This window comes from Pontibacter beigongshangensis (assembly GCF_014332515.1).
GTDB classification, from domain to species: Bacteria; Bacteroidota; Bacteroidia; order Cytophagales; family Hymenobacteraceae; genus Pontibacter; species Pontibacter beigongshangensis.
In genome coordinates, this window is record NZ_VFSD01000008.1 from 98,200 (window position 1) to 110,181 (window position 11,982).

At 52.3% G+C, this 11,982-nt stretch carries 8 protein-coding genes; 5 read left to right on the top strand and 3 right to left on the bottom strand.

Annotation, left to right across the window (positions count from 1 at the left end; genetic code table 11):
* Positions 1 to 54: 54 nt before the first annotated feature.
* Both FJM74_RS08650 and FJM74_RS08655 read left to right on the top strand, forming a co-directional pair.
* On the top strand, positions 55 to 492 hold the full coding sequence (locus tag FJM74_RS08650; protein ID WP_187262199.1) for a TPM domain-containing protein: 438 nt from the start codon (positions 55 to 57) through the stop codon (positions 490 to 492).
* A gap of 5 nt (positions 493 to 497) precedes the next feature.
* Positions 498 to 1,268 (top strand): TPM domain-containing protein, encoded by a 771-nt coding sequence (locus FJM74_RS08655; RefSeq protein ID WP_187262200.1) that lies wholly within the window; start codon positions 498 to 500, stop codon positions 1,266 to 1,268.
* Between the two features lie 519 nt (positions 1,269 to 1,787).
* Here the strand turns inward: FJM74_RS08655 and polA are convergent.
* Positions 1,788 to 4,637, bottom strand: a complete 2,850-nt coding sequence (gene polA / locus FJM74_RS08660) for a DNA polymerase I (protein ID WP_187262201.1) — start codon at positions 4,635 to 4,637, stop codon at positions 1,788 to 1,790.
* Between the two features lie 302 nt (positions 4,638 to 4,939).
* Here polA and FJM74_RS08665 point away from each other — a divergent pair, with 302 nt between their 5' ends.
* Complete coding sequence (locus FJM74_RS08665) at positions 4,940 to 5,347, top strand: hypothetical protein (protein WP_187262202.1); 408 nt, start codon at positions 4,940 to 4,942, stop codon at positions 5,345 to 5,347.
* Between the two features lie 426 nt (positions 5,348 to 5,773).
* Entirely contained in the window at positions 5,774 to 7,141 is a 1,368-nt protein-coding gene (locus FJM74_RS08670) for a sigma-54-dependent transcriptional regulator (protein ID WP_187262203.1), read from the top strand.
* 407 nt (positions 7,142 to 7,548) lie between these two features.
* Here FJM74_RS08670 and FJM74_RS08675 read toward each other — a convergent pair whose 3' ends face one another.
* Positions 7,549 to 7,962, bottom strand: coding sequence for a Dabb family protein (locus FJM74_RS08675; protein WP_187262204.1), 414 nt, complete (start codon positions 7,960 to 7,962; stop codon positions 7,549 to 7,551).
* A gap of 427 nt (positions 7,963 to 8,389) precedes the next feature.
* The gene (locus tag FJM74_RS08680; protein ID WP_187262205.1) at positions 8,390 to 11,032 is read right to left on the bottom strand and encodes an ATP-binding protein; all 2,643 of its coding nucleotides are present in this window, start codon (positions 11,030 to 11,032) and stop codon (positions 8,390 to 8,392) included.
* 327 nt (positions 11,033 to 11,359) lie between these two features.
* On the opposite strand from FJM74_RS08680, the gene FJM74_RS08685 reads away from it, so the two are divergent.
* Positions 11,360 to 11,839, top strand: a complete 480-nt coding sequence (locus FJM74_RS08685; RefSeq protein WP_187262206.1) for an NADH-quinone oxidoreductase subunit A — start codon at positions 11,360 to 11,362, stop codon at positions 11,837 to 11,839.
* The last annotated feature ends 143 nt before the right edge of the window (positions 11,840 to 11,982 follow it).

Here is an 11,982-nt window from a genome sequence, read left to right on the forward strand (position 1 = left end):
TTATTTAACAACCAGCAACGAACAACCAGCAAACAACAATCAACAACCAAAGAGATGCCAAAAGATGTCATAACCGAAGCCGACGAACAACAGATTGTGCAGGCAATTGCAGAGGCTGAGAAGAACACCTCCGGCGAAATACGCGTGCATATCGAGAATAATTGCAAGGGCGAAGTGCTGGATCGTGCCACCGAGGTATTTGCCGAGCTGCACATGCACCAGACCAAGCTGCGCAACGGCGTGCTGTTTTACGTGGCCCTGCTCGATCACCAGTTCGCCATCCTGGGCGATGCCGGCATCAACGCCATTGTGCCGGAGCATTTCTGGGAAGACGTGACAGCCAAGGTTATCAGCCATTTTAAGGAGAAGCGGTACGCGCAGGGCCTGTCTGAAGGCATACTCATGGCCGGCGAGCAACTGCAGGCGCACTTCCCTTACAACCAGAAAGGCGATATCAACGAACTCAAAGATGATATCTCTTTCGGAAAATAGACCCTATGAAGCACCTTATTTTCGCGATTTACCTTTGCCTGGCCAGCCTTACGGCTCTTGCCCAGAACAGCGACTTCCCGCCCAGGCCCAACCCGCCACGGCTTGTGAACGACCTGGCCAACATGCTGAGCGCAGACGAAGAAGCAGCCCTGGAACGAAAGCTGGTGAATTACAACGACACCACCTCTACCCAGATAGCCGTTATAACGCTCACCTCTATCGGCGGCTACGCCATAGACGATTACGCCGCCCGACTCGGGGAGCAGTGGGGCATCGGCAGCAAAGACAACGACAATGGCCTGCTTATCCTGATCGCGAAAAACGAGCGCCGCGTAGCCATTTCCACCGGCTACGGTATGGAGCACATCATTCCCGACGGCATTGCCAAACGGATAACCGAGGGTACGCTCAAACCAAACTTCCAGCAAAACAACTACTACAAAGGGCTCGACGAAGCCACCAGCCTCATCATCAGCCTGGCAAGCGGTGAGTACCAAGCCCTTCCGCAGCAAAACGACGAGGGTGAAGGTGGCCCTTCCATTATCTTTATCATCATCATCGTGATGCTGGTCGTGTTCTTTATCTCCAGGAAAGGTGGCGGCGGCCGAGGTGGGCGCAGAGGTGCCCGCACACTGGGTGGTCCGATATTTATCCCGGGCGGCTTCGGCACTTTCCGGACAGGTGGTGGCATGTTTGGCGGTGGTGGAGGCGGAGGCGGCTTTGGAGGCTTTGGCGGCGGCTCCTTTGGCGGCGGCGGTGCCAGCAGCAGCTGGTAAGGTTTTCCGGCTGCTAGCAGCCGGCGCAGCAGAGGCTCCGGAGGTCCAATTTCATTAGCATAATTTAGGAGGAGAAGGCGCAGGCCTTCTCCTCTTTTGTTTAAAGCCGGAGGCAGGGCGGCAGGAGAAACATGTTTTCAGGAACAGGAGCCTGGAGAGCACGCACCTCAAAGACCTGGGCAAACGGAAGAGCAACAACCGCAGAGCTTAGCTGGAATAGCAAAACAGCCCCTACTTAAAATCAGGGAAAGGCCTTCCAGAGGCTTTTTTGAACACAAGACACAGGCACGAGTATCGTGATACGATAATCGTATCACGATACTCGTATCACGTACCACGACACAAAACTCATGTATGAATAAGTTGTGGGCTAGATGGTATTCCTCCATTTAGCCCACAATCTCCAAGTCAACAATTAAACCATTTAACAATCAACAACTAACAATCAGCAACCAAACACCAGCAAATTATTCGAATCAAAAAGGACCTCCGGAGACTTCTGCTGCTGCTGCTGCTGCCTTAATGCGCTTCCAGCCAGTCTTTGCCTACACCCAGGCCCACCTCCATGGGCACGCTCAGGGGCAGGGCGTTGGTCATCAGTTCTACAATTCTGGGTGTCACAATCTCCACTTCTTCCTTCGAGGCGTCGAACAAAAGTTCGTCGTGCACCTGCAGCACCATGCGGGTCTGCAGCTTTTCCTGCCGCAGGTAATCCTGTATGTTGATCATGGCGATTTTGATGATGTCGGCGGCAGTACCTTGTATGGGTGCGTTGATGGCGTTGCGCTCGGCAAAGTTCCGGATGGTGGCGTTGCGCGAGTTGATGTCGCGGAGGTAACGGCGGCGGCCCAGCAGCGTTTCAGCGTATTCCAGTTCCCGCGCCCTCTCTATGGCTCCATCCATGTAAGACTTCACAGCACTGAATTCCTGAAAGTACGCCTCTATAATATCGGCTGCCTCGCGGCGCGGAATACCCAATCGCTCCGACAGTCCAAAAGCAGAAATGCCGTAAATAATGCCGAAATTAATGGTCTTGGCCTTGCGGCGCATCTCACCATTCACCTCCTCCAGTGGCACATGAAATACTTTGCTGGCCGTGGAGGCGTGTATGTCGAGGCCATTGCGGAAGGCGGTTTTCATAGTTTCATCGCCGCTAAAGTGGGCCATAATGCGCAGCTCTATCTGGGAGTAATCCGCCGAAATGATCAGGTGCTTGTTGTCGCGGGGCACAAAGGCCTTCCGGATCTCGCGCCCGCGCTCCGTCCGGATCGGGATGTTCTGCAGGTTCGGGTTGGTGGAGCTGAGGCGGCCGGTGGCCGTTACAGCCTGGTTAAAGGAGGTATGCACCCGGTTATCGAGCGAGCACACCAGCTGCGGCAGCGCATCCACGTAGGTCGACTTCAGCTTCGAGAGCTCCCGGTGGTCCAGTATCAGCTTCACGATCTCGTGCTCCCCTGAAAGTTTAGAAAGTATTTCCTCGCCGGTGGCGTATTGGCCGGTTTTGGTTTTCTTGATCTTGCTTTTGCCGTGCAACTGCAGCTTGTCGAACAAGATGTCGCCCAGCTGCTTGGGAGAGCCGATGTTAAACTTCTCACCGGCTATCTCAAAAATGCGTTGCTCGAGTTGAGCAATCTCCTGCTCCAGCTGTATCGAAATATCAGCCAGGGCATTGGCGTCTATGCTGATGCCTGCGTGCTCCATGTCGGCCAGCACCTGCACCAGCGGCGTCTCCACCTCCAGTAACAGCTTCATAAGGCCCTGCTCCTGCAGTAGCGGCTCAAAATAATTTTTCAGGCGAAGGGTGATGTCGGCATCCTCGCAGGCGTAGTCGCTTACCTGCTCCGGCGTCAGGTCGGCCATGGTGAGCTGGTTCTTTCCCTTCGGCCCGATCAGTTCTGTAATGGAAACCGGGCTATAGTTGAGATATGTCTCGGCGAGCACGTCCATGTTGTGGCGCATTTCGGGCTCCAGCAGGTAATGCGCCAGCATGGTATCGAAAATCGGCCCCTGCACCTCCATATTATACTTTTTCAACACCGTGATGTCGTACTTTATGTTTTGCCCTACTTTGGCGATGTTCGGGTTCTCCAGCACTTCCCGGAACTCCTCTACCAGCTGCTGCGCCTCGTCAGGGTTCTGGTGTGGCACCGGCACATAATAAGCCTCGCCGGGCCGGTAGCTGAACGACATGCCCACCAGTTGCGCCGTTATCGGATCAATGCCGGTAGTTTCGGTATCCCAGGAAATCTCGTCCTGCAGCCTAAGGTACTTTACCAGGCTTTGGCGCAGCTCCGGCGTGTTTATCAGGTGGTAGTCGTGCAGGGTAGTGTGGATGGTCTGCATCTGGGCCGGAAGGGCTTCGCCAACTTCTGCAGCCGGAGCCTCGGCGGCGGCTACAGAAGGACCGCCAAAAAGGGATGTTTGAGCCGCATCTGCCGCTTTTGCCCTACGGCCAGTGGCCGGTGCCGCTGTTGTAGCCTCTGCCAGCGACTTGCCCAGCACGCGCTGCGCCAGTTGCCGGAACTCCAACTCTGCAAAAAGCTCGGTTAGCTGCTCCTCGTTTGGCCCGTTATAAAGCAAGGCTTCTTCGTTAAAAGCAATCGGCACGTCGCGGTGAATGGTAGCCAGCTCTTTCGACAGCAGGCCCTGGTCGGCAAAGTTCACCACATTCTCTTTTTGCTTTCCCTTCAGCTGGTCTGTGTTGGCCACCAGGTTCTCCACCGAGCCAAACCGCTGAATGAGCGATTTGGCGGTTTTCTCCCCAATGCCCGGTATGCCCGGAATATTATCTACGGCATCGCCCTGCAGGCCCAGGATGTCGATCACCTGCTCCACCCGCTCTATCTCCCATTTATCCAGCACCTTCTGCACGTCCCATACCTCCACGGCATTGCCCAGGAAGGCGGGTTTGTAGAGGTACACGTGCTCGGTCACCATCTGGCAATAGTCTTTGTCGGGCGTCATCATGTACACATCGAACCCGGCCTTCTCGGCCTTGCAGGAGAGGGTGCCTATAATGTCGTCGGCCTCGTAGCCATCCAGTATCAAAACAGGAATGTTAAAGGCCTCCACAATTTTTTTGCAGTACGGAATGGCAATAGAGATATCTTCTGGCTGCGCCTGCCGGTTGGCTTTGTAGGCCGGGAAGCTGTCGTGGCGGAAAGTCTTGGCCGGTGAGTCGAAGGCTACGCCGATGTGCGTGGGCTGCTCTTTGGTAAGCACCTCTACCAGGGTGTTGGTAAAGCCAAGGGCGGCCCCGGTGCTCATGCCTTTAGAATTGATGCGCGGTGTTTTGCTGAAAGCAAAGTGTGCCCGGTAAATCAGCGCCAGGGCATCCAGCAGGAATAGTTTTTTTCGTGGTTCGCTCATGCGGCAATTTAGTTAATATTTACAACTAATAATTGGTGCTGCCAGGGCTGCCCCGGCAACGGAATTATAGGTACGGATCTGATTCCCGTTATTTTTTTCGCCGCTGTAGAAAATGTGGTGCCTGCTTCCACAAAGTGTGGAATTTTCTCCACACTCCGGCCAGCAACTCCCCAACTTGGGGAATCAGTCAAAATATATAAATACCTGTTAACCAAGTATTTATGCATGATATAATTTCTGGCACAGTTATCTCATTAGGGCAAATACAAATTAACTGTTTATTACACCAAAAATTAAGAAACATGAAAAAAGTAACCGTTTTAGCAGCAGCTTTCGCCCTTGCGGGATTTTTATCTATAGATGCAAATGCCCAGTCTCAAACTACTCAGCCAGCTGAACAGCAAACTGAGCAATCTGCCACTGAGCAATCTGCTGCCGAACAGTCAACTACCGGACAGGCAACTGCTGCTACCGCTCAGGAAAAAGAGAAAGTGAAAGTTACGCAAGATCAACTTCCGGAGCCAGTAAAAGAAGTACTGGCACAAGAAGCCTTCCAGGAGTGGAAAGTTGAGGAAGTATACAAAGTAGCCGGTGATGCCGAAGGTGAAAAAGACACTTACGAAGTTATCTGCACAAACAGCGCTCAGGAAAAAGGTATCGTTCGCATCGACGAAGCTGGTACTGTTCTGAAAGAAGAGCCAAAACAATAAGCAACCAACCCTACCTAATTTTCAGCTTTTAGCCAAAGCCAACCAATAGCCAACCCAAACTAATCCAGAGAAACCTCCCATAGCGGAGGTTTCTTTGTTTTACGCCTGCCCTACTTTGCAGATTATTCGAATGAAAATGGCCCTTCGGAGGCTTATTTAGATGCTAGATATTAGATGCTAGATACTAGACCTTAACTTAGTTGAGAGTTAGAAGTTATGAGTGAGGCCGTGTTTCATGATTCATCCTCACATCTCCAAATCAACCAATTACCAATAAGCCATTCAACAACTAACAAGCAGCAACCAAATTATTCCAATCAAAAAGCCCCTCCTGAGCCTGCTGCTGTTCCTGCGGCCATAAAAAACCTTACTGCCTATAAATTCGTTCGTCCTTTCCTGCGGATATACGTATATTCCTGCTGATTTATGCCGAACATTCTTTTAATCGACGACGACCCTACGTTCTGCCTGATGCTGCGGACTTTTCTGCAGAAGCAGCAATACAACGTACAAACGGCTTATACAGCCGAAGAGGGGCTTCGCCTGCTCAAGGCGGAGCCCTTCGACCTGGTACTTACCGACTTCAGGCTGCCGGACCGCGACGGGCTGGAGCTGCTGAGCCAGATACATGTGTACTCTCCCGAAGTACCTGTTATCCTGATGACCACCTATGCCGATATCCGTACCGCCGTCAGGGCCATAAAAATGGGAGCTTTCGAGTACATCACCAAGCCCATAAACCCTGACGAAACGCTGCTCACCATCAAAAAAGCGCTTCAGAAAAAAGCCGGAGAACCTGCCGGAAAAGCACGTGCGGGCGCCTCCGGTGAGTTTGCCTTTGTGAGCGGCCGAAGCCCCGAAGCAGCCAAAATAGAAGAGTACATAGCCCTAATAGCACCGACCAATATGTCGGTGATTATAGAGGGAGAGAGTGGTACAGGCAAGGAGTTCGTAGCCCGAAAAATACATCTTAGCAGCAAGCGCCACGACAAGCCCTATGTAGCCATAGACTGCGGCGCGCTATCTAAAGACCTGGCAGCCAGTGAGTTGTTTGGCTATGTAAAAGGAGCCTTTACGGGTGCCCTCAACAACAAAGAGGGACAGTTTGAGGCAGCCAGCGGCGGCACGCTCTTCCTGGATGAGATTGGTAACCTCTCGTACGAAGTGCAGGTGCAGTTGCTGCGGGCACTGCAGGAGCGAAAGGTGAAAAAAATTGGCAGCACCACCGATCTGGAAGTAGATGTGCGCATTATTGCAGCTACCAACGAGGACCTGGTGCAGGCCGTAAGCCGCGGCGAGTTCCGCGAAGACTTGTACCACCGCCTGAATGAGTTTAAGATCAACACGACACCGCTTCGGGAGCGCACGCAGGACATCCTGCAGTTTGCCGACCATTTTCTGCAGCAGGCCAACCAGGAACTGGAGCGCCACGTAACCGGTTTCGACACCGAGGCTGCCCTTGTGCTCGAAAATTACGCCTGGCCCGGCAACCTGCGGGAACTGCGCAACGTGGTGCGCCGTTCGGTGCTATTGGCCAAGTCCGACAGGATAACCCTGCAGGAACTGCCACCTGAAATTATAGAGCCAGCCACTACTTTTGTAAGCACGGCCACAGCTACACCGGACCCTGCTATGCCCACCGACCTACGCACTGCCGCCGGCCAGAGCGAAAAGGAGTTGATTCTGGCCATGCTGGAGCGGGTAAAGTACAACAAAACCAAAGCCGCCCGCCTGCTGAACATAGACCGGAAAACACTCTACAACAAGCTCCGGCAGTATAATATCGAAGCGTGATGCTTTGTTGAATTAAAAATTAGAAATTAGAAATTCAAAATTATCCTGGCGCGAATGTCCTTGCTCGTGTGTACAAATCTACGGCCTCTGCCCACTTTGAAACTTCTTTGCAGGCTTACAACTTTCCTAAAAATTGAATTAAACGACCGGCACCAAGGATAGAGATGTGAGTGTTGGCTTCTATGGAGCAATTATTCTAATCAAAAAGCCCTTCCGGAAGTATTTCTAGCTTCGAAAGGGCTTTTTTTGTGGGCCTACATATAGGGAAAGTAAACTATTTGCAGAAGGCCAGGTACTTGTTTTCCTCCAATTTGATTTTTAGAAAGGTGAATGCTTGTAAAGCTGCCGGATAGCATAACTGCTATAATTTCTAATTTTGAATTTCTAATTGTTAATTTGGAGACGCACTAAGCGTCTACAGAGTCATACACGATTACCTTCTCCCAAAGGTGCGCGTAGTTCTCCACAAATTTTAAGTGCACCGGATGCTCCTGGTACACATCCTGCTGCTGCTGATTATCAAAAAACAGGAGCCACGACACCGCATAGCCACGTTCTATTACCTCCCGGTTGGTGCTGGCGGGAACCCCGATGTGCGCCAACTTTATTTGCTTAATGGCCTTGAGCGTGTTCAGGCCTTCGATCAGTTTTGCCTTATCGGCTGCGGAGTCTGGATTTTTTAGCCAGAAATAAACGTGGTGCACAAACATGTTTTTCTTTTTTTGCCTGGATTTAGACAGCGCAGGCATGAAACCAAAAACGCCGGCAACAGATAGGAAAGCACTGCTTCCCAAAAATGTTCTTCTTGTCAGTTTGTTCATAAGGTGAGTCTTGTTTTTAGCTAAGCCATTTAACCAGGTAGTGGTTCTGAAGCGCTGCTGCTCTTTAAGGGCATAAGTTAAACAATTCTCCTGAAATTCAAGCAGATGCCGGGGTGCCGTTATATTTCATGCTGTCCGGGCACAGGCGTACCTAATTGAGCCAGCCACATCAGCAAAGAAAATCTCTTCCGGAAGACCTTTTCCATTTGAATAATTTGCTGGTTGCTGAATGGTTGATTGTTGGGTGGTTTGGAGATCGGGAGCTTAGGGAATAAACACAACTGATTAATAGTCCTATTTCGTGCTACGTGATACGATCAGCGTGCTACGAAAGTCTTGATACCTGTATCCTGCGTCTTATGCGCCAAAAAGCCTCCGGAGGGTCGTTTTTATTGGAATAATTACTTTCTCAACTCCTCCTGAAACACTAACCGGTTTGGCCAACATGATGTGCTGAAAGGGCATCTTCGAGGGCGGCCAGCACCAGCGGCACCTGCTCCTGCAGCAGCACCACAGCTTCCTGGCATTGAGCCGTATTGTGCTTTGGCTGATGCAGCACCTGCTCCAACTCAGTTAGGGCACCGGTAATGGTATGAGTTCTCAGATGCTTAAAGGCGGTCTGCATTTTATGCGCCACAGTGCCTACTTGTTGCCAGTTGCCTGCGCCGGCCTCATTTAGCAACAGCTGCAGGTTCTGCCGGTTATCGGCCACCAGCACCTCCAGAATGGCCGCCAGCGCCGCACTGTCCTCGCCGGTAAAATGTCTGATCTCTGTCAGGTCGAAAAGGGGCTGCTGCGGGGCGGGCACGGCAAGAACTGGCGCCGCTACCGCTGCAGGCGCCGGTGCAGCGGCCAGGTCGGGCAGCGGGAGGAGTGCTTTGCTCAGCTTTTGGTGCAGCTCCCGGTCTGAGTATGGCTTCAGCAGGTAATCGGAAATGCCGGTTTTGGCAAAGAACTCCTTGTTGCGGCTCATGATATTGGCTGTAAGCGCCAGAATAGGAATGACCGGGTTCTTCTTGCGGATTAGGCGTGCCAGTGCCTTGCCGCTTGTGCCGGGGAGCTGGATATCGGTTAACACCACATCGAAGGTATGCTGCTGCAACAGCTGCATGGCCTGTTTGGCATCGTTAGCGAGGTGCGCCTGCATCCCCCAGCGCTTCAGCATAAGCTCGCAGAGGGTGCGGCTGTAAGGGTCGTCGTCCACCACGAGCACCTGCCGGCCCTTCAGGGTTGGCTTCGGTGCCTCGGCTTCTTCTGGAGCTGCCGGGGCGACAGTGGCTTCTTCTGCCGATTTCACTTCCCTGAAGGGCAGAACCACCGTAAAAGTCGTTCCCTGCCCTACCTCACTCCGCAGCGAAAGCACACCATTTTGCGCCTCCACCAGTTGCTTGCTGATAGAAAGCCCTAGTCCCGTACCGCCGTACTTCCGGATTATAGAGCCATCCGCTTGGTTAAACTCGCCAAACACGTGCTCGGCCTGGTCCATCGGAATGCCAATGCCTGTGTCAGAGACTTCCAGCAGTACGGCTACCCGGTTCCGGCGGTGCGACTTAAGCCTGCACTGCACGCGCACCTGCCCCTCGTGGGTAAACTTAATGGCGTTGTCTACCAGGTTAAAGAGCACCTGCTTCAGGCGGAGCGGATCGCCGAGCAGCTGGCGGGGCAGCTTTTCATCTGCCTCGCAATAAAACCGTATGCCTTTTGTCTCGGCCTTTAGCTTAAAGACCTGCTCCAGCTCCTGCAGCACCTGCGGCAGACAAAACGGCACCACATCCAGCTGCAGCTTGCCAGCCTCCAGTTTCGAGAGGTCCAGCACATCGTTTACAATGTGAAGCAGATGCTCACCGGCACTGCTGATGGCCTGCAGGTGCTCCTGCTGCGAAATTTGCAGGGGCGTGTGGCGGAGCTGCTCCGAGAAGCCCAGCACCACGTTGAGCGGCGTGCGTATTTCGTGGCTCATGTTGGCCACAAAAGCCTCTTTGGCACGGGCCAGCTGTATGGCCTCTTTCTGCGCCCGGATCAGCTGCGCCTTGTAGGCATTGCTGCGGGTAATGTCGCGGAGGATAATCAGAATAAACGAAATGCTGCTGATCAGTCCGAAAATGCCTACCAGCAACAGCACCATGGAGTTTTGGTGCACCACTGCCTTGGCGCTCTCGGCGTTCAGGCTTGCCTGCTGCGTCTCGCTCTTCTCCAGGTTGTAGAGCATTGTCCGGATCCGGTCCATGATATCCTTGTCCTGCTGCAGCAACGCCAGTTCTCTCGCCGTGAGCATGGCTTCCTGCTTACTTACCTGCTGGTTCAGGTGCTGCAGAATACTTTTAATTTCGGTGACCTGAGCTACCTGCTGCGGAGCCGATGCCGAACTCGTATCCACAGAAACATCCATTTTTACCTGCAGCTGCGGCGTGGAGATGGGGGCAAGGGGAGTTTCCTCTTCTACAGTGGCTTCCTTATCGTCGTTCTTTTTAGAGAAAATCTTGCTGAACAAACCACGCCTGCCGCTACTGCCGCTGCTGGCTGATTTGGTTTCCGGAACCTCAGGAGCAGGTGTTTTATCAGATATGGTGGTAGTGGTATGTCGTTTTATGATGGTGGTGGAGGGCTGTTTTGTAGCCGATGAATTGATCTTACGCAGCACCTGGTCCGAATAGCTCGCCTTTTGCTCCTGCTTGCGCAGGGCCACATAGCGCTCCATGCTCTTCTCCTTTTCATCTAAAAGCGTTGCTATAGTATCCAGCTGCGCCAGCTCGGCCGGGTTCTGGTTCATGAGCAGCCGCAGCGAGTCCACCTGCTTGTCTATGCCTTCCAGCTCAGAAATATAGTTTTTAAAATATTTTTCGTCGGTGGTAAGGGTAAAGGCCCTGATCGAACTTTCGGCCGTGGCGATGTCGGCCAGAATGTGCTGCAGCTTGGCCAGCTTATGGTTTGGTTCGGCCAGGTCGTCTACGGAACCGAGCAGCTGTGTAAAGCTGGCGTAGAAGAGGTAAACGGCCACCGCCACCACCGAAATGGCCAGGCCAAAACCGATCACTACTTTTGCTTTTATACTATCTCCGGATAATTGCATGTGGCTGTTTACGGATGTTGGGTCTGGTTAAAACGTGGTTTTCTGCTTTTGATTGAAAAAAATCTTATTTTCTGGACGTTCGCGGCTGTATTTCTGCCAAAAAGCTGTTTAATACAGCCCGCTTTGCTTTTCGCAGCTGCTGCCGACCTGGCAATTTACAAAGCCAGGAGCTTCTTTTCAGAAACAAAACAGAGTTTTAAAAGAACAGGTCTGGCAACAAGTCTGGTTCCATTGCTGGTGTGGCACAGGCTAAATAGAAGTCCGAAGGCAGAAGTGCGGATCAAACCGGAAATTCCTTGTAACTTTGTACAAACAGCTGCAAACGCTATGGCAGAGACTTATTTTTCTGATTTCGGGACCATCCTGCTGTACCTGATCGGCGGCGCCATTTTTGTGGTGATCGGTTTGTTTACGGCCAAACTGCTGCGCCCGCACAACCCGAACCCCGAAAAACTGGCTACCTACGAGTCGGGCGAGGAACCTGTGGGCAACTCCTGGATTCAGTTTAACCCGCGCTTTTATGTGGTGGCGCTGATCTTCATTATTTTTGATGTGGAACTGGCCTTCCTGTTTCCGTGGGCAGTGGTGTTTGGCCGTCGCGACCTGATTGCAGCAACCGACGGGCTCTGGGGCTGGTTCTCGCTGGTGGAGATGTTCATCTTTATTGGAGTGCTGGTGCTTGGGCTGGCCTATGTGTGGGCCAAAGGCCACCTCGACTGGATCAAGCCAAACCCGGTGATCCCGAAAAGCCGCTCCAAGATACCGATGGAAATGTACCAACGGTTCAACGACAGGCAGCGGAGTTGATTGTTAATTGCTTGTTGTTGATTGTTGGGGCATGAGCCTCTGGAAGGGGCATTTCATTAGAATAATTTGGTTGTTAGCTGATTGTTAAATGGCTTAATAGTTAAATTGATTAAATGGTTGATATGGAAATTGGGTGAGTAAAC

Excerpts from the sequence above, each read along its gene's own strand:
- FJM74_RS08650 (WP_187262199.1), top strand. The coding sequence starts at position 55 with ATGCCAAAAGATGTCATAACCGAAGCCGACGAACAACAGATTGTGCAG.
- FJM74_RS08655 (WP_187262200.1), top strand. The coding sequence starts at position 498 with ATGAAGCACCTTATTTTCGCGATTTACCTTTGCCTGGCCAGCCTTACG.
- polA (WP_187262201.1), bottom strand. The coding sequence starts at position 4,637 with ATGAGCGAACCACGAAAAAAACTATTCCTGCTGGATGCCCTGGCGCTG.
- FJM74_RS08665 (WP_187262202.1), top strand. The coding sequence starts at position 4,940 with ATGAAAAAAGTAACCGTTTTAGCAGCAGCTTTCGCCCTTGCGGGATTT.
- FJM74_RS08670 (WP_187262203.1), top strand. The coding sequence starts at position 5,774 with ATGCCGAACATTCTTTTAATCGACGACGACCCTACGTTCTGCCTGATG.
- FJM74_RS08675 (WP_187262204.1), bottom strand. The coding sequence starts at position 7,962 with ATGAACAAACTGACAAGAAGAACATTTTTGGGAAGCAGTGCTTTCCTA.
- FJM74_RS08680 (WP_187262205.1), bottom strand. The coding sequence starts at position 11,032 with ATGCAATTATCCGGAGATAGTATAAAAGCAAAAGTAGTGATCGGTTTT.
- FJM74_RS08685 (WP_187262206.1), top strand. The coding sequence starts at position 11,360 with ATGGCAGAGACTTATTTTTCTGATTTCGGGACCATCCTGCTGTACCTG.